This is a genomic window from Photorhabdus sp. HUG-39, assembly GCF_963878365.1.
Taxonomy (GTDB): Bacteria; Pseudomonadota; Gammaproteobacteria; order Enterobacterales; family Enterobacteriaceae; genus Photorhabdus; species Photorhabdus kayaii.
On sequence record NZ_CAWNWY010000042.1, the window covers coordinates 23,567 to 40,955 of the forward strand.

Annotated in this window: 25 protein-coding genes; 23 read left to right on the plus strand and 2 right to left on the minus strand. The window is 44.8% G+C overall.

Annotated elements, in window-relative coordinates:
• Nucleotides 1-9: 9 nt before the first annotated feature.
• The 5 genes from fliS (at nucleotide 10) to AAC155_RS20845 (ending at nucleotide 1,855) form a co-directional block, all read left to right on the plus strand.
• Nucleotides 10-420 carry a flagellar export chaperone FliS gene (gene fliS, locus AAC155_RS20825; protein ID WP_011146214.1) on the plus strand — a complete coding sequence of 137 codons (411 nt, stop codon included), beginning with the start codon at nucleotides 10-12 and terminating at the stop codon, nucleotides 418-420.
• The gene (fliT, locus tag AAC155_RS20830; protein ID WP_113043983.1) at nucleotides 420-794 is read left to right on the plus strand and encodes a flagella biosynthesis regulatory protein FliT; all 375 of its coding nucleotides are present in this window, start codon (nucleotides 420-422) and stop codon (nucleotides 792-794) included. Before fliS ends, fliT begins: the two co-directional genes overlap by 1 nt.
• Before the next feature lie 254 nt (nucleotides 795-1,048).
• On the plus strand, nucleotides 1,049-1,330 hold the full coding sequence (locus tag AAC155_RS20835; protein ID WP_113043984.1) for a type II toxin-antitoxin system RelE/ParE family toxin: 282 nt from the start codon (nucleotides 1,049-1,051) through the stop codon (nucleotides 1,328-1,330).
• A gap of 11 nt (nucleotides 1,331-1,341) precedes the next feature.
• The gene (locus tag AAC155_RS20840) at nucleotides 1,342-1,623 is read left to right on the plus strand and encodes a HigA family addiction module antitoxin (protein WP_113043985.1); all 282 of its coding nucleotides are present in this window, start codon (nucleotides 1,342-1,344) and stop codon (nucleotides 1,621-1,623) included.
• Between the two features lie 25 nt (nucleotides 1,624-1,648).
• Nucleotides 1,649-1,855, plus strand: coding sequence for a hypothetical protein (locus AAC155_RS20845; protein WP_158536611.1), 207 nt, complete (start codon nucleotides 1,649-1,651; stop codon nucleotides 1,853-1,855).
• Here AAC155_RS20845 and fliE read toward each other — a convergent pair.
• Complete coding sequence (gene fliE, locus AAC155_RS20850; RefSeq protein ID WP_113043986.1) at nucleotides 1,836-2,147, minus strand: flagellar hook-basal body complex protein FliE; 312 nt, start codon at nucleotides 2,145-2,147, stop codon at nucleotides 1,836-1,838. The two genes, AAC155_RS20845 and fliE, sit on opposite strands and share 20 nt — an antisense overlap.
• A 284-nt stretch (nucleotides 2,148-2,431) precedes the next feature.
• On the opposite strand from fliE, the gene fliF reads away from it, so the two are divergent.
• From fliF to AAC155_RS20940, 18 genes are all read left to right on the plus strand, one after another.
• Entirely contained in the window at nucleotides 2,432-4,135 is a 1,704-nt protein-coding gene (gene fliF / locus AAC155_RS20855) for a flagellar basal-body MS-ring/collar protein FliF (protein WP_113043987.1), read from the plus strand.
• Nucleotides 4,132-5,124: a flagellar motor switch protein FliG gene (fliG, locus tag AAC155_RS20860; RefSeq protein WP_113043988.1), complete on the plus strand. Its 993-nt coding sequence runs from the start codon at nucleotides 4,132-4,134 to the stop codon at nucleotides 5,122-5,124. The genes fliF and fliG overlap by 4 nt, the downstream gene beginning before the upstream one ends.
• Nucleotides 5,117-5,821 (plus strand): flagellar assembly protein FliH, encoded by a 705-nt coding sequence (gene fliH, locus AAC155_RS20865; protein ID WP_113043989.1) that lies wholly within the window; start codon nucleotides 5,117-5,119, stop codon nucleotides 5,819-5,821. The genes fliG and fliH overlap by 8 nt, the downstream gene beginning before the upstream one ends.
• Nucleotides 5,821-7,185 (plus strand): flagellar protein export ATPase FliI, encoded by a 1,365-nt coding sequence (gene fliI, locus AAC155_RS20870; RefSeq protein ID WP_113043990.1) that lies wholly within the window; start codon nucleotides 5,821-5,823, stop codon nucleotides 7,183-7,185. The genes fliH and fliI overlap by 1 nt, the downstream gene beginning before the upstream one ends.
• A 42-nt stretch (nucleotides 7,186-7,227) precedes the next feature.
• Nucleotides 7,228-7,671, plus strand: a complete 444-nt coding sequence (fliJ, locus tag AAC155_RS20875) for a flagellar export protein FliJ (RefSeq protein ID WP_113043991.1) — start codon at nucleotides 7,228-7,230, stop codon at nucleotides 7,669-7,671.
• Nucleotides 7,671-9,002, plus strand: a complete 1,332-nt coding sequence (locus AAC155_RS20880) for a flagellar hook-length control protein FliK (protein ID WP_113043992.1) — start codon at nucleotides 7,671-7,673, stop codon at nucleotides 9,000-9,002. Before fliJ ends, AAC155_RS20880 begins: the two co-directional genes overlap by 1 nt.
• A 173-nt stretch (nucleotides 9,003-9,175) precedes the next feature.
• Nucleotides 9,176-9,652 carry a flagellar basal body-associated protein FliL gene (gene fliL, locus AAC155_RS20885; RefSeq protein ID WP_113043993.1) on the plus strand — a complete coding sequence of 159 codons (477 nt, stop codon included), beginning with the start codon at nucleotides 9,176-9,178 and terminating at the stop codon, nucleotides 9,650-9,652.
• 5 nt (nucleotides 9,653-9,657) lie between these two features.
• The gene (gene fliM / locus AAC155_RS20890) at nucleotides 9,658-10,662 is read left to right on the plus strand and encodes a flagellar motor switch protein FliM (RefSeq protein WP_112876881.1); all 1,005 of its coding nucleotides are present in this window, start codon (nucleotides 9,658-9,660) and stop codon (nucleotides 10,660-10,662) included.
• The gene (fliN, locus tag AAC155_RS20895; protein WP_112876880.1) at nucleotides 10,655-11,074 is read left to right on the plus strand and encodes a flagellar motor switch protein FliN; all 420 of its coding nucleotides are present in this window, start codon (nucleotides 10,655-10,657) and stop codon (nucleotides 11,072-11,074) included. The genes fliM and fliN overlap by 8 nt, the downstream gene beginning before the upstream one ends.
• Before the next feature lies 1 nt (nucleotide 11,075).
• Nucleotides 11,076-11,528: a flagellar biosynthetic protein FliO gene (gene fliO / locus AAC155_RS20900; RefSeq protein ID WP_113043994.1), complete on the plus strand. Its 453-nt coding sequence runs from the start codon at nucleotides 11,076-11,078 to the stop codon at nucleotides 11,526-11,528.
• 46 nt (nucleotides 11,529-11,574) lie between these two features.
• Nucleotides 11,575-12,291 (plus strand): flagellar type III secretion system pore protein FliP, encoded by a 717-nt coding sequence (gene fliP, locus AAC155_RS20905; RefSeq protein WP_113044000.1) that lies wholly within the window; start codon nucleotides 11,575-11,577, stop codon nucleotides 12,289-12,291.
• 20 nt (nucleotides 12,292-12,311) lie between these two features.
• A complete protein-coding gene (gene fliQ, locus AAC155_RS20910) occupies nucleotides 12,312-12,581 on the plus strand; it encodes a flagellar biosynthesis protein FliQ (protein ID WP_049581963.1) in 270 nt (89 codons plus the stop codon).
• Between the two features lie 2 nt (nucleotides 12,582-12,583).
• Nucleotides 12,584-13,366, plus strand: a complete 783-nt coding sequence (gene fliR / locus AAC155_RS20915; RefSeq protein ID WP_113043995.1) for a flagellar biosynthetic protein FliR — start codon at nucleotides 12,584-12,586, stop codon at nucleotides 13,364-13,366.
• A gap of 121 nt (nucleotides 13,367-13,487) precedes the next feature.
• Nucleotides 13,488-13,895, plus strand: coding sequence for a cytidine deaminase (locus tag AAC155_RS20920; RefSeq protein WP_113043996.1), 408 nt, complete (start codon nucleotides 13,488-13,490; stop codon nucleotides 13,893-13,895).
• Between the two features lie 266 nt (nucleotides 13,896-14,161).
• On the plus strand, nucleotides 14,162-14,422 hold the full coding sequence (locus AAC155_RS20925; RefSeq protein ID WP_112895984.1) for a type II toxin-antitoxin system RelE family toxin: 261 nt from the start codon (nucleotides 14,162-14,164) through the stop codon (nucleotides 14,420-14,422).
• A 73-nt stretch (nucleotides 14,423-14,495) separates the two neighbouring features.
• A complete protein-coding gene (locus AAC155_RS20930) occupies nucleotides 14,496-14,870 on the plus strand; it encodes a helix-turn-helix domain-containing protein (protein WP_113043997.1) in 375 nt (124 codons plus the stop codon).
• A 103-nt stretch (nucleotides 14,871-14,973) separates the two neighbouring features.
• Nucleotides 14,974-15,258 (plus strand): CopG family ribbon-helix-helix protein, encoded by a 285-nt coding sequence (locus AAC155_RS20935; protein ID WP_011146195.1) that lies wholly within the window; start codon nucleotides 14,974-14,976, stop codon nucleotides 15,256-15,258.
• Complete coding sequence (locus AAC155_RS20940; RefSeq protein ID WP_113043998.1) at nucleotides 15,258-15,536, plus strand: type II toxin-antitoxin system RelE/ParE family toxin; 279 nt, start codon at nucleotides 15,258-15,260, stop codon at nucleotides 15,534-15,536. The genes AAC155_RS20935 and AAC155_RS20940 overlap by 1 nt, the downstream gene beginning before the upstream one ends.
• 432 nt (nucleotides 15,537-15,968) lie before the next feature.
• Here the strand turns inward: AAC155_RS20940 and AAC155_RS20945 are convergent, their stop codons facing one another.
• On the minus strand, nucleotides 15,969-16,982 hold the full coding sequence (locus tag AAC155_RS20945; RefSeq protein WP_113043999.1) for an IS630-like element ISPlu10 family transposase: 1,014 nt from the start codon (nucleotides 16,980-16,982) through the stop codon (nucleotides 15,969-15,971).
• Between the last annotated feature and the right edge of the window lie 407 nt (nucleotides 16,983-17,389).

The following is a 17,389-nucleotide window of genomic DNA, read 5'->3' on the forward strand; positions in this document are numbered from 1 at the left end:
AAGGAAATTATGTATCAACGTTCGGCAAGTCAATTATATGCCCAGATAGATGTGGAAAGCGAAATTATGAACGCCTCCCCCTATCAGTTGATTCAGATTTTGTTCAACGGGGCGCTTAGCGCCCTACGTCGAGCAATTATTCTGATGGAACAAGGTAATATCGCGGAAAAAGGCGCAGCTATTTCCAAAGCGATCAATATCATCGATAATGGCCTCAAACAGGGATTAGATAATGAAAAAGGTGGAGAGCTGGCGCACAATCTCGCTTCCCTTTACGACTATATGACCCAACGTTTACTCTACGCTAATTTACGCAATGATGAGCCAGCCATTACCGAAGTAATAAAGTTACTCACCGAGATTTCAGACGCTTGGCGGCAAATTGGCCCTCATTACAACGCCAGTCAGGATATTGTTTAATGGATAATAAAATGGATCTTTTGTCAGCTTACCAACAGATCCTAAGTTTAAGTGAGCAAATGCTTAATTTAGCTAAAAATGAAAAATGGGATGAACTTGTTGATATGGAAATCACCTACCTCAAAGCAGTAGAAGTGATCAGCCACTCTTCAATATCATCGACGACTTCTCTTTCGTTACAGCAAAAAATGACCAACATTTTGCAGACAATTTTAGATAATGAAAATGAGATTAAAAAACTACTACAGAAAAGACTTGATGAATTAAGTAAACTCATCAAACAAGCAAGCCAACAGCAATTATTAAATGATAGCTACGGCCAATTCCCTGTTGAACCCTATCATACTCTTATGAACTCTACGGAACAAAAGTAATTGAGAAATAAAGGTGATGTACTTTCATCACCATTATTTACCCGTTTTGTGAGCTTGGTTTAGGATGTATTGATTTCAATTCAGATTATAAGAAATAGATAAAAAAACCTTGGTGATTAAATCGCCTCTGCCAACAATGAGCAATGATAAGTAAGGCAAACTAGTATGAAAAACCCCGAAATACTGTAACTTGACCTCTGACACCCATATCCGTATAGTATCGCTATACACAACACAATGCTACAATGTCGAAAATGATTAAAAATTTCAAACATAAAGGTCTGGAAGAATTTTTCAAAACTGGCACTACAGCAGGCATTCAACCAAAACATGCTGTAAAGTTACAAATTCAGTTAACCGCATTAAACACGGCTAAAAAACCAGATGATATGAACGCTCCGGGTTGGAAACTTCATCCGCTAAAAGGGGCTGATTTAAAAGGTCACTGGGCTATATCGGTCAATGGCAATTGGCGATTAACATTTAGATTTGAAGGTGAAGATGTCATTCTCGTCAATTATCAAGATTACCACTGAGGAATAACAAAATGGGCAGAATGTATAACCCGGCACATCCTGGATTTGTTTTACGCGAGTATCTTGGGGATATATCTGTAACTGACGCAGCAAAATCATTGGGCATCACTCGCGCCGCATTATCCCGTATATTAAACGGCAATGCCGGCATATCCGCGGATATGGCATTACGTCTAGAGGCTGCATTGGGAACCAGCGCTGAAATGTGGACAGAAATGCAATCTCAATATGAGCTATGGATTGCCTCCCAACACAAAAGACCCGAAATAAAACCGATAATTGCACATCCATAACATCAAAGGCCACCTGCAAATCCGGGTGGCTATCCCCAAACAGAAAATACAAAAGGTTAATAACGATAGATATCAATATACCCAATGGATTTCAAGATGCATCGCGACGGCAAGGGAGCGAATCCCCGGGAGCATAGATAACGATGTGACCGGGGTGAGTGAGTGCAGCCAACAAAGAGGCAACTTGAAAGATGACGGATATAAATTAATACCTACACCTGCATATTCATAATCTCCTGATAAGAAGCCACCAGCTTATTTCTTACCTGGACGCCCATTTGCAAAGCGATACTGGATTTCTGCATCTCCACCATCACATCATTCAATTCAACACCGGGTACGCCTAAGGTAAAATCCTGAGTTTGTTTTGTGGCATTCAAACGTGTTTGATTAATTTTACCCACAGCCGCCGTTAGTTGACTGGCAAATCCACCCTGCAATGGCATGGGTTTTGCGATATTGGCTGCCTGTAATGCCTGAGCCTGCATCTGTTGCAGCACGCCTTCAATTGCCTGAATTGACATAAAAACCTCGTGTTAAACCACCCTATACCCTACGCAATTCAATGCCATATTAACCCAAGGTATATACGGCATATTTTTAGACTGCCACCCTAACATAGCCCTCTCGATCTAAAGCGGGTAATTAAAGTAAAAAGTCAGGGCTTATTGTGCCATTAAAAGATGAGTGAACAGCGAATAATGACAAAACTGAAAATAGGAAGAATTTTTTCGCTTGCGTATGGGGAGTCTGTTTTGTTACGCCACGCTTTTAGTATTCATGTTGAACAGCAAGGCAAGGATCGTCTATGAGTGCCGCAACAACCGACGTTGAAAATCAAACTAAAGGTTTCAGTGCTATCATTAACCAGATAAAAGCTGATCCTAAAGTGCCATTATTAGTTGCCGGCAGCGCAGCCGTTGCGATTGTCATTGCCCTTTTCCTGTGGTTACGCAGCCCCGATTATCGGGTGCTTTACAGTAATCTGAGCGATAAAGATGGTGGCGATATTGTCACCCAATTAACCCAATTAAATATCCCTTACCGTTTTGCCGAAAATGGCGCTGCTATCATGATCCCTGCCGAACAGGTGCATGAGACACGGCTAAGATTGGCACAACAAGGGCTGCCTAAGGGTGGAGCTGCGGGATTCGAACTACTCGATAAAGAAAAGTTTGGGATCAGCCAATTTAGTGAGCAAGTTAACTACCAAAGGGCATTGGAAGGTGAACTGTCACGCACCATTGAATCGTTGGGGCCGGTGCAAAATGCCCGTGTTCACCTTGCACTCCCCAAACCCTCGCTGTTTGTCCGTGAACAGAAATCGCCTTCAGCCTCCGTTACCGTTGGGCTATTACAAGGCCGCACTTTGGATGAAGGCCAGATAAATGCCATCGTCCATATGGTTTCCAGTAGTGTCGCCGGCTTACCGCCGAGCAATGTCACCATCGTTGATCAAGCTGGACGTCTGTTGACCCAAGCCGACGCTACCGGTCGCGACCTAAACACCAGTCAACTGAAATACATTCAGGAAGTAGAGAACCGCTTCCAACATCGTATTGAAGCGATTTTGGCTCCGGTTGTCGGTCGTGGTAACGTTCACGCACAAGTGACGGCACAGGTGGATTTTTCCCGTCGTGAAGAGACAGCGGAAGAATATAAACCTAATCAGCCACCAAATCAGGCGGCGGTTCGCTCAAAACAGTTAAGCGAGAGCGAACAGAGTGGCGGCCCTCAGGTTGGCGGTATTCCCGGTGCGCTTTCCAATCAACCGAGCCCTCCACCGAGTGCGCCGATTGATAAGCCAAATACCAAAGAGAACAACAAAAACGACAAGGGCGATAAGAAAACCTCATCCGCTGGTAGTAGTAACGTGCGCACGGTCAACAGTAATCGCAATAACCGCCGTGACGAAACCACAAACTATGAAGTGGACCGAACTATTCGCCATGTGCAACAACAAGCCGGCGGTATTGAACGCTTATCTGTCGCTGTTGTCGTCAATTATGCCACGGTGGAAGGCAAAAATGGCCCGGAAACTCAGGCACTACCCCCTGAGCAATTGGCAAAAATAGAAGCGCTGACCAGAGAAGCAATGGGCTTTTCTAAAGAGCGTGGCGACAGCTTAAATGTGGTTAACACGCCATTTACTGAAAGCAAAGAAAATATCGAGGTTATCCCTGTCTGGCAGAATCCGGTTCTGTTGGAAAAAGCCTTCGATTTTGGCCGCTACCTGCTATTGATTCTGGTGGCATGGCTGCTGTGGCGCAAAATGGTTGTGCCTCAACTTGCCAAAAAACGCGCTGCGGAAAAAGCCGCCCTTGAAGCACAGAAAGTTCAGAAAAAACAAATGACTGAATCTAGTGCAGAAATGGATGAAAAAACGCGCCAGAAACTGACACGTCAACGAGTCAGTGCTGAAATTCAAAGCCAACGCATTCGCGAGCTGGCAGAAAAAGATCCTCGCGTAGTGGCACTGGTGATCCGTCAATGGATGAGTAACGAACAATGAGCCTGAACGGAACAGAAAAAAGCGCCGTCATGTTAATGACCCTGGGAGAAGATCAGGCGGCTGAGGTGTTTAAACACCTAAACTCCAGGGAAGTCCAGCAACTCAGTATCACAATGGCAGGCATGCGCCAAATTTCTAACCAGCAACTGGTGGATGTATTGGCAGAATTTGAAGAAGATGCCGGCCAGTATGCAGCACTGAGTATCAACGCCAGTGACTATTTACGCTCGGTGTTAATTAAAGCGCTAGGTGAAGAACGCGCTTCCAGTCTGCTTGAGGATATTCTTGAATCCCGTGAAACCACCACTGGTATTGAGACCCTCAACTTTATGGAACCACAAATGGCAGCCGATATGATCCGTGAAGAGCATCCACAGATTATCGCCACCATTCTGGTTCACTTAAATCGTGGACAAGCAGCCGATATCCTTGCGCTGTTTGATGACAAATTACGCAACGACATCATGCTACGTATCGCAACTTTTGGTGGCGTACAGCCAGCGGCACTGGCTGAACTGACAGAAGTGCTCAATAACCTGTTAGACGGTCAGAATCTCAAGCGTAGCAAAATGGGTGGCGTTCGTACTGCGGCTGAAATTATCAACCTGATGAAAAGTCAGCAAGAAGAGAATGTTATCGAAGCCATGCGTGCCTACGATAATGAACTGGCACAAAAAATCATCGATGAAATGTTCCTGTTCGAAAACCTTATCGATGTGGATGACCGCAGTATCCAACGCCTGTTGCAGGAAATCACGACTGACTCCCTGCTCATTGCATTGAAAGGCTGCAACCAGCAACTGCGCGATCATTTCCTCAACAATATGTCTCAACGTGCCGCAGAGATTATGCGCGATGACCTGGCAAACCGTGGTCCGGTGCGGATGTCGCAAGTGGAAAGCGAACAGAAAGCGATTCTGCTTATTGTTCGTCGTCTGGCAGAAAACAGTGAGATTATCCTAAATGGTGGCGACGATAGCTATGTCTGATAAGTTAAACAATGCTGACTGGCAACCCTGGAAACCAAACGAACTCACACAGTGGGAAAAACTACGGGCCAAACCAGAGCCCGTTGATGACTCACAGGAAGACTCTGAGCACAATGAAATCCTTGAACAGGCGGTAATGCTGGATAACCTGAAAGAACAGGCTCGACAAGCAGGCCATGAACAGGGATTTACCGAAGGTCAAGCGCAAGGTTATGAAAAAGGCTACCAGACCGGCTTAGAGGCCGGTTTGGAACAGGGGCGAAAAGATGCTATTCAGCAACAGCAACCTATCACCGAACAGTGGCAAAATCTGCTGGCGGATTTCCAACACTCACTGGAAGGGCTTGACACGATCATTGCCTCCCGCTTGATGCAGCTAGCACTGACCGCTGCAAAACAGATCTTAGGTCAACCGGCGATTTGTGATGGCACTGCCCTGCTCAATCAGATCCGTGAATTTATTCAACAGGAGCCAATGTTGAGTGGAAAACCCCAATTGCGGGTTCATCCACGAGATATGCCAATGATTGAACAACAATTAGGCAATACGCTCTCATTACACGGCTGGCGCTTACTGGCAGATAACAAACTGCATCCTGGTGGTTGCAAAATCAGTGCCGATGAAGGCGATTTAGATGCTAGTTTGGCCACTCGCTGGCATGAGTTATGCCGGCTGGCCGCACCGGGGGAATTGTAATGACAGCAAGACTCGGGCGCTGGCTGGCGACACTGGATGCTTTTGAGCAGAAACTGGAGAAAACTTCACCAGTGCGTCGTTATGGACGTCTGACCAGAGCGACCGGGCTGGTGATGGAAGCAACGGGTTTACATCTACCTCTCGGAGCAACCTGCCTGATTGAGCGGCAAAATGGCAGCAATATTGAAGAAGTTGAAAGTGAAGTTGTCGGTTTTAATGGCGAAAAACTTCTCCTCATGCCACTTGAAGATCTGGAAGGCATTGTACCCGGCGCCCGTGTATACGCCCGCCCATACAGTGAAGATTGTGGCAGTGGACGCCAGTTACCGCTTGGCCCGGAACTGTTAGGGCGAGTTTTGGATGGCGCCGGTCGTCCACTGGATGGTTTTCCTTCGCCAGATACCGGCTATCGTGCCCCACTCACCACACCGCCAATCAATCCTCTGCAACGTACACCAATCAGTGATGTACTGGATGTCGGTGTACGAGCGATTAATGCCCTACTGACCGTAGGCCGTGGGCAGCGTATGGGATTGTTTGCCGGTTCCGGGGTCGGTAAGAGTGTTCTGCTTGGCATGATGGCACGTTACACACAAGCTGATGTGATTGTCGTTGGCTTGATCGGTGAACGTGGCCGCGAAGTTAAAGATTTCATTGAAAACATCCTCGGCGCCGCTGGCTTAGCCCGCTCAGTGGTTGTCGCCGCACCCGCCGATATCTCACCTCTGTTGCGCATGCAAGGTGCCTCCTACGCTACCCGTATCGCTGAAGATTTTCGTGACCGGGGTAAACATGTATTGCTAATTATGGATTCATTGACCCGCTACAGCATGGCTCAACGTGAAATTGCCCTAGCCATTGGCGAGCCTCCTGCAACCAAAGGCTACCCGCCTTCGGTTTTCGCCAAACTTCCGACACTCGTGGAACGTGCAGGCAATGGGGTGAATGGCGGTGGATCGATTACCGCGTTCTACACCGTACTCACCGAAGGTGATGATCAGCAAGACCCGATAGCCGATGCTGCCCGAGCAATTCTCGATGGTCACATCGTCCTCTCCCGTTCGCTGGCAGAATCAGGGCATTACCCGGCAATTGATATTGAAGCCTCTATCAGCCGCGCGATGACCGCACTCATTGATAAGCAGCACTACCGGCGGGTACAGCAGTTCAAACAACTACTCGCAAGCTATCAGCGTAACCGTGATCTGATTAACGTCGGTGCTTATGCGGCTGGCAGTGATCCGCTATTGGACAAAGCCATTGAGCTTTATCCCTACATGGCACAATTTCTACAGCAAGATATTGAAGAGCGTAGTGAATATGAAGCTGCCTGCATTCAATTACAACAGTTGTTACCTACATAACGTAACGATTTTCTGGGTGTTGCCATTAAAGCGAGGAATAAGATGCAGCAACAATCACCTCTCATAACCTTGCGTGACCTTGCACAAAATGCAGTGGAAAAAGCCGCCACTCACTTAGCACAAGTTCGTCAGAACTATCAGCAAATGGAGCAACAACTCGTAACGTTGATGGGCTATCAGGATGAATACCGGGAACGCCTAAATGACACATTGAGTAATGGTATGCCATGTACCACTTGGCAAAATTATCAGCAATTCATGAAAACGCTGGAAAAAGCGATTGAACAGCACAAATTGCAGCTTAATCAATGGCAACAGCGGCTTGATACGGCTTTATCACAGTGGCGGGAAAAACAACAGCGCCTTAATGCCTTCGATACTTTGCAACAACGGGCAGATAACAACCGAAGATTACATCAGAACAGAACGGAACAGAAACAGATGGATGAATATGCCCAACGTAGCGCACAACGGAGAAATAAATAATGAATCTCACTCTTTTGCCTGCCGACCTGAAACCGACAGAAAATCAACCAACGCGCAGTAATTCACTCACTGATGCCGATCAACCTTCGGCTTTTGCTCAATTTCTTAATCTGGAAACCGAACTGGCGCAGAAAGGCGGGGTCAAACCAGGAAAAGTATCATCCAAAGAAGGAGAAGAGATTATTGATGATACAGACCACGATTTGTCGCCATTATTATCTGTCCCAAACGAATTGTCTGTCCCAAACGAATTGTCTATCGCAAATGAATTATCTACCTCCAATGAAATACCAACGGAGCCTATTACCTCCTCGCTGATTCCCCTTGATGTAAAAGCAGATGCAAACAAACAACCGGTTGCTGTTGATGAGAAACTCATGTCAGCAGAAGAGCTGGCGGCAAGTTTACCCATACAATTATCCGGGTTAGCCATCAAATCAGAAAACCAGAAAAGTAGCCTCCAACCTGACGGACTCATCAAGCATAATGATAAAAACCGTCAAATTAGCGCGAAAGAATTAGCCATTACAGGATTATCGGCTGAAGAGAATCCTCTGACAGAGATTGCAGAACAACCAAAACAAGAAGAAGAAAAAGCAGAAACCTTTTTTAAAACCAAACCTGAAAACAGACTGGTGCAACATTCTTCAGTAAAACCCAAGATTGCTGTCGCAACTATCCAGCATGAAACGACAACTCAGCCCCATCCACGCGAATCAGCATTAACTCAAACTACCGCTCAAGCTGAGATCCAGCACGCACCGACCGCCACTGAAAATCAGCAAATCGGGCAAATCTCCTCTGTGGCAACCTCTCCCCTGCTCTCCGCAGGACACAATCAGACCGCCCAGTTTCAGTTATCCAGTACCTCTACCCTCTTACTGAATGCCCAGTTAGGTAGTGAAGAGTGGCAACAACAATTAAACCAACAAATTATTTTATTCAACCGCAACGGCCTGCAACAGGCAGAGCTGCGCCTGCATCCACAAGAACTAGGTGCCTTGCAAATCCGCATGTCCGTTGAAGATAATCAAGCACAATTACATCTGGCATCGGCTCACAGCCATGTCCGGGCAGCACTGGAAGCGGCATTACCTGGACTTCGCCATGCACTGGCAGAAAGTGGTATTCAACTGACCCAAAGCAGTGTCAGCAGTGATAACGCTAGCCCGTGGCAACAAGAACAACGCTCTGATTCACAACATTCAGGCGGAACCGCAAGTCGCAATGCTGATGCCACCTCGGAAAATCACTCAGCCACTGAATCCACAGTACATTTAACACCTCATCAACTCGCGTCCGCCCGAGGAGGTGTGGATATTTTCGCCTGATAGTGGCAAGTAGCTTCACAACAAACGAACGAGTTAGTCGTTTTTTCCCCGTTTGTTCCAGCTATTGCCTGCGGAAATACGCGGGATAATGATTATCGATATTGATGGATAAGTCAGCCCACTATGGAATGCGTGGACACTTATCCGCAACAAAAACAGGAATTTGTCTGTCCATGTCTGACTATAGCTACGAGCATAAACGCAAAAATCCATTTGGGATGATACTGTTAGTACTGATTGCCGTTATCGGTGCCGCCATCGGGGGATACAGTTGGTGGGCACTTAAACAGGCAAAAGAGAGTGACTCCGCGGCATCCAAAGCCATAGCAGTCCCTGTCTTTATGACTCTGGAGCCTTTCACCGTCAACCTGATCGACAATGAAGATCACTTTGACCGAGTGCTCTACATTGGTGTGACTTTACGTTTAGCTGATGAAAAAACTCGCCAGCGTTTCCACGAGTATCTGCCGGAAGTTCGTAGTCGTATGTTGTTGCTATTATCACGCCAAAAATCAGCCGATCTGGCTCATGACAGCGGTAAATTGCGTCTGATGGACGACATCAAGCAAACACTTCGCCCAACCTTGGTACCCGGTGAACCGGATCAGGTCATCACCGATGTGCTGTTTACCACGTTTATTCTGCGATAATCACCATGAGTGACAATATTCTTTCACAGGCAGAGATTGATGCTCTGCTCAATGGCGACAGTGCCAGTGACGACGTAGAAAATACCGCGTCCGGGGAAAATGAGGTTCGCCCTTATGATCCCAATACCCAACGTCGTGTTATTCGGGAACGTCTGCAAGCACTGGAAATTATTAATGAACGCTTTGCTCGTCATTTTAGGATGGGGTTGTTTAACATGCTCCGCCGTAGTCCTGACATTACCGTCGGCGCAATAAAAATTCAGCCTTATCATGAATTCGCCCGTAACCTGGCAGTACCGACCAACCTTAATCTGGTTCATCTGAAACCGCTAAGAGGAACAGCGCTGTTTGCATTTGCACCAAGCCTGGTTTACATCGCGGTAGATAACCTGTTTGGTGGTGACGGACGTTTCCCGACCAAAGTAGAAGGTCGTGAATTCACCCATACTGAACAGCGAGTGATTAACCGGATGTTACGCATGGCATTGGATTCCTATCGTGATGCCTGGAGCGCCATTTTCAAAATTGAAGTGGAATATATTCGCTCTGAAATGCAGGTGAAATTCACCAACATTACAACATCACCGAACGATATTGTGGTGACAACGCCATTTCAAGTGGAAATTGGTGCGTTGAGTGGTGAATTTAATATCTGTATTCCGTTTGCCATGATCGAACCACTACGGGAACGTCTGACCAATCCACCATTGGAAAATGCCCGGCAAGAAGACAGCCTGTGGCGAGAAAGCCTGGTAAAACAGGTTCAGCATTCAGAGCTGGAATTGGTCGCTAACTTTGTTGATATCCCGCTGAGGCTGTCAAAAATCCTGCAACTTCAGCCGGGCGATATCTTACCTATTGATAAACCCGAACGCCTGATCGTTCACGTTGATGGTGTGCCCGTGCTCACCAGTCAGTACGGAACATTAAACGGGCAATATGCCCTGCGTGTCGAACATCTTATTAACCCTGTTTTAAATGCTCTGGATGAGGAACAGCCCAATGAGTGATGCTAAGCAACCCACAGATACCGCTTCAACCGGATCTGCCGAAGATATGTGGGCAGAAGCTCTGGAACAACAGGCCGCGCAACAACAAACCTCTGACAGTAGCGCGGCAATTTTTGAATCTCTGGAGCCTCAGGATACACTGGCTCACTTATCGGATATCGACCTGATTCTGGATATTCCGGTTAAATTATCCGTAGAATTGGGCCGAACAAAAATGACCATCAAACAACTGCTGAGATTATCTCAAGGTTCAGTAGTTTCTCTTGATGGCCTTGCCGGGGAGCCGTTGGATATTTTAATCAATGGATATCTGATTGCTCAGGGTGAAGTTGTGGTTGTATCCGATAAATACGGTATCCGTATCACTGATATCATCACCCCTTCTGAACGTATGCGTCGCCTGAGTCGTTAATATGGCTTTCCAGCCCTCTTTGCATAATGGCGCGGCAGGTTCTGCCGCGCAAACCCAAGCGGTTACTCAAGTCGCCACATCCGCGCCACTTCCCGCAGGTCAGACGTTGATGCAGGTCAGTAGTGCGCTGGCGGGGGTATTGCTATTGATTTTCACCCTCACTTGGCTAATACGCCGTATAGGGCTGTTTTCCAACAAAGGGAAAACTCAGCAACAATTGAGTATCAAAGCCAGTTGCTCTCTGGGACAACGTGAACGTGTCGTCATTGTCGAAATTGAAGATAACTGGCTGGTATTAGGTGTCACTGCTCAGCAAATTAATTTATTACACCAGATGCCAATACCTGAATCCCACCGTGATACCACCGAAGAACAAACTATAAAACCGGCACTATTTGGTCAGATTTTAAAAAATACGCTGATGCGACAAGGCAAAGATGATGAAAAAAAGTAGTTCTCTCTTTATAAGGGATAAGTTTGCATTGTCATGCCGCCTGGGGATGATACTCGCCGCGCTTATTTTACCGATAGATGCCGCGGCACAGTTACCGGGCATCATCAGTCAACCGCTGGCAAACGGTGGGCAGAGTTGGTCACTACCGGTTCAAACATTAGTTTTCATTACCGCGCTGACGTTTATTCCCGCAGCCCTACTCATGATGACCAGTTTTACCCGCATTATTATCGTGTTGGGTTTATTGCGTAATGCTTTAGGCACCCCATCGGCACCGCCTAATCAGGTTTTACTTGGACTGGCGTTATTTATGACGTTTTTCATTATGTCACCGGTTTTCGATAAAGTTTATCAAGATGCTTATCTGCCTTTCAGTAAAGATAAAATTAGTCTGGAAACCGCGTTAGAAAATGGCGCCAAGCCGTTACGGCAATTTATGTTGCGTCAGACAAGGGAAAACGATTTAGCGCTGTTTGCACGTCTTGCTGATCAGCCGCCATTTGAAACTGCCGATTCTGTTCCTATGCGAGTATTAATGCCGGCATTTATTACCAGCGAATTGAAAACCGCTTTTCAGATTGGTTTTACCCTGTTTATTCCATTTTTGATTATTGACCTGGTGGTCGCCAGCGTATTGATGGCGTTGGGGATGATGATGGTCCCCCCTGCAACCATCTCACTGCCCTTTAAACTCATGCTATTTGTCTTAGTTGACGGCTGGCAATTACTATTGGGTTCTCTGGCACAAAGTTTTTACGGTTGACCTGAAAAGAGGCAAACATTATGACTCCTGAATCAGTAATGGCATTGGGAACAGAAGCCATGAAAGTCGCATTGGCGCTAGCTGCGCCGTTGCTGTTAGCGGCTTTATTATGTGGTTTAATTGTGAGCTTATTGCAAGCTGCAACACAAGTTAACGAAATGACACTATCATTTATTCCCAAAATTCTGGCGGTATTTGTCACTACCGTTATCGCCGGTCCTTGGATGCTAAACCTATTGCTGGACTACATGCGTGAACTCTACAGCAGCATACCGGTGATAATTGGCTAGTTATGATCTCTTTTAACAGTGAAATGCTGATCCAGTTCGTCAGTGAATTTTTCTGGCCGCTGGTTCGGGTGCTTGCGCTGTTCAGTACTGCGCCATTATTCAGTGAAAAACAGGCACCTAAGAAAGTCAAAATCGGACTAGCCGTGATGGTAACACTGCTCTTGATGCCAAACCTGCAACCTGCGCAAGTGCCTATTTTCTCTGTTGCGGCATTCTGGGTGATGCTCCAGCAAATCTTAATTGGGGCATCACTTGGCCTGACAATGCAAATTGCCTTTGCAGCCGTGCGTCATGCCGGTGAAGTGATTGGTTTACAAATGGGGCTCTCATTCGCTACCTTTTTTGATCCCTCCGGCGGCCCCAATATGCCTATTTTGGCACGAATCTTTAACCTCTTGACCTTACTGTTATTTCTGGCCTTTGATGGTCACCTATGGCTATTATCGGTTCTGGCAGACACCTTCCAGATTCTTCCGGTACAACCACTGCAACTCAGCGCTCAAGGATTTTTACTGCTAGCACAAAGCGCCAGCATGATATTTATCAACGGCATGATGCTGGCTCTACCATTGATAACACTATTATTAACACTGAATTTATCATTGGGGATTTTAAACCGGATGACACCACAGCTTTCCATCTTTGTGGTCGGTTTTCCGTTAACACTAACTACCGGAATATTGGTACTCACACTTTTAATCCCGATGTTAGCGCCATTTACCGAACGTATGTTTAGTGAATTATTTAATCGACTGGCGGTCATTATCAGTGGGATGGTTATTTAAAAATATTATTTAAAACAAAGTCTACCTGGAAAAAACCATCCGTATTTTATATGATATAAATTGTACTATTTTATTAACCCAGAAAAATAAAATAAGCTAACGAGATAGGAGCAGTAAATTAATGAATATAGAACAAGAGTTATATAATGCCGCAGTTAACTTAATTGAAAAACGATACCCCAAAGGATGGGGTGGCGCTGCCGCGGTACGGACAGAATCGGGCAAAATCTTAACCAGCATTGCCCCTGATACCAAAAATGACGCATTATCTCTTTGTATGGAAGTTGGCGCCTATTTAGAGGCCCATAAACTGAATGAAGCGGTAACGCACTCTATATGTCTCTGCCGTGAAGATGCCGGTTGTGAATATATCATTTTGTCACCCTGTGGAATATGTCGGGAACGTCTGGTTCATTGGGGAGGCTCCGTAAAAGCGGCGGTGACTAATGAGAAAAACGAGCTGTTATTTAAAACCATACGTGAATTACAACCTTATCATTGGTCAGCCGTTAATGGAGAAAAACTCTAAACTGTATGACTAAGTAGCCCTCTCTTCCCTGACAGTCGTCTCCTAGGCTGTCTTTCCTTGCCAATACAAAATCAACCGTTCTCAATGTCAGTTATAGAGATATCTCTGTAGTTAACATTATTAGCTTACTACTTGATTATTAGACTTACTATTCTTACATTAGAAAAATGGACATAAAAATTAGATTTTCATTGTCAATATCAGACTTTTAATCTAATATTAGTCTCATCTAAAATAGATCTGTTTTTTAATCGATAAGGGAAAAAATGATCAAAGTGGTTTGGTCTGGTCGAGCTGCTAAACAGTTAGCCAAGATCGACATCCGGTACCAAAAAGCGATTTACAAAAAAGTATCGGAACTGGAAAGCTTCCCAATAGTTCAACTGGATATAACAAAGCTGAGCGGCAGCAAAAACCAGTATCGATTAAGAGTAGGTGATTATCGCATCTTATTTGACGTAATTAACGGTGAACCTGTGATCATCGAAGTCAAAGAAGTAAAACGCAGACAAACAAACACCTATTAGCAAAAAATAGCAAGGAAAAATCATAATCTATTGTATTATATTGATTAAATTTAATTTAACCGGAGTAAATTCCATGCCTAGAATCAACTTTATTACTGACGAAAACGGTGTACGGCAATCAGTAATTTTGCCTATAGCGGAGTATGAACGTCTACTAGCCCTGTCTGATCGAGATGAAGATTATGTATCAGTATCATATGAAGTAGGTGAAAATGATGAAGAAACTATCCCACATGAAGTAGTTGGGATCATGGTTGAACAACAAATTAGTATCATTGCTGCTTGGCGTGTTTATCGCGACTTGTCACAATCAGAAGTTGCAGAAAAATTAGGTGTCGGTCAGTCTGCTGTCTCTCAGTGGGAAAAATCAGAAAAGCCTCGTCGATCTACTCTAGAGAAACTAGCTACGCTGTACGACTGCCGTATCGGCCAGCTTATGGTCGACTAAATTCAGAAAAGCCTCGTCGATCTAGAAGCGAAAGGTAGTATTCCACCCATTTAAGTACTACACTGTACTTACTTTGTAACACATTACGATGGAATCATTAGCTATGAGCGAAACTACTTTTACCTTTAGGGTTGATGATGCCCTGAAAAATGACTTTACCGCAGCAGCGAAATCACTCGATCGCAAAGGCGCACAACTACTACGTGACTTCATGCGCGATTTCGTGCGTCAGCAACAAGAAGCGAGCGTCCACGATGCTTGGCTCCGCAGGCAAATAGAAATAGGCCAAGCTTCTGCCGATGCCGGTAATCTAGTGCCAGCCGACCAAGTTGAGGCTAAATTTTTAGCCCGCCGCAAAGCTACACTCCGCCGTTTTGAGGCCAAGTAATGCAATTATTTTGGACGCCAGAAGCCATTCAAGACCGTGAGGAAATATATAACTACATTGAGGTAAATAACCCTTTAGCAGCATTAGCTCTTGATGAACTTTTTTCAGAGAAAGCCAGTTATCTAACTAATCACCCCGACTCTGGTCGTCCAGGCAGGGTTAACGGCACTCGTGAGTTAGTGGCCCACAAAAATTACACATTAATTTATGACGTTGCAGGCAGAATAGTAAGAATTCTCCGTGTACTACATACCGCCAGACAATGGCCTAAATCTTGACACCTGACATGACAAGAGGTGACATTTCCCCCTTCACGGCTCTTAAACTATCCTTGATCTTGCCAATGCAAAATCAATCGTTCTCAATGTCAGCTCTTCCAGTACCGAAAAGCGATTCACAAAAAAGTATCGGGACTGGAAATCTTCTCAATAATTCAATTGGATATAACAAAGTTAAACGACAGCAAAAAATAGCAAAGATAACTTTAATATCCTTAAATTCGCATAGTAAATGCAATTAAATCTTCTTTTAAAAAATTGCACTTATTGAATTAAATCTGTCCTCGATATAGTATTCCTAATACTTCTGTATTCTCATTTTTAAATGATTATGGCAGGTTAAACGAAGTGGGGTGCTACCCCAGTCAGCAGGGAGAGCATGACTTAGTAATAAATAAATAACTTTTCATAATTATAATACACTCACTCTTTTTATTCTCTGCTATTCCTGTAGGGACATGAATTTAAAAACGTTTTCACTTTCTCAAGCAACTGCCACATATACTGACAGCCATGATTTCGTGTCACCGTTTCATGTAAGGATTGCCACAGACGCTCAATTTTATTCAGCCAGGGTGAATAAACAGGTAAAAACAACAGATTAAATTTAGGATGACAAGCCAGCCAATCTCTGACCCGTCGGCTTTTATGGATACTGTAATTATCCAAAATCAAAGTGAGGGTTTCAGCATGACAATACTGGCGTTCAAGTTCTTCCAATACATTGATAAATAACTGAGAATTCTTATTTAACCCGTCAGCATAAGTCACTTTTCCCGTTTGAACATTCAGGCAACCTGCAAAATAATGTTTTTGGTTTTTTCCTGGTGTCACTATACGTTTCTGTTGCCCTTTTAAATACCCGTCAGCACCGATTTTTGGATTCAGCTCAATGTCGACTTTATCTTCATAAAAAACGGGATGTTTTTCTGAACACTTTGACAATGCCTCGGTAATTTTCGCCATTTTTTCAGGGTACTCGGGATCGGGTAATTTAAGCGTCGGGGCTGCCCTTCGCCACACGATATCCATTTTATGTAAGTAACGATAGAAGGTACTGATGGATAATTTTATGTTTAATAATTCATTGATTTTAATTATAAAAAACTCAAGACTCCAGCGAGAACGCAGGCAACCCAATTGCTGGGGAGAATATTGCAATAAAAAAGACAGTAAAGGATAAAGCGGGATTAAATTCCAGACAGCGGGTCTGCCCACAGGCAGGCTTTTGAGTCCTTCCAGACCATATAAAGTCAACCAGTTTATCCAGCGATAGACAGAAGAACGCCTGGCGCAAAGGGTTTTGGCGACCAGAGAGACAGACTCGCCTCGATGCAGCATCAATATGGCCATGAGCCTGCGAGCATAATCTTTATCTCGGGTGTTCTGGATAATTTTTTTCATCTGGCGTCGTTCATTGCGGGGTATAGGTGCTATGATAGGCATAACTCAGTCCGTTTAGTGGTTTGGGATTATTTACAATTGATCAGATTGCAAAAATTGGACTGAGTTCCCTCCAAGTGTTCTACTATTTTGAAAAGTTATTTATCAGGAATGAGGTTATTTGGCTATTTTTCTTTCATCGATTAATTGATGATCAAAAGAGTGAGTAGAGAAGATCGTGTTGAGCCTATGGTTTGCTTTTTTCGAAGGATAAATGAAACACAAGGGGAGCAACCATAAGCCCTTCATTAATTCAAGGATTTATACCCGTTATCTTTCAGGTTGTAGTGGTCTAATAAAACCGGACACCCATTTAAGTGGTAAGATTACCACGTTAGTTAAAAGAGGTGTTCAATGACAAGACAACGTCGTACGTTTTCTACAGAGTTTAAGCGTGATGCTGCCAGTCT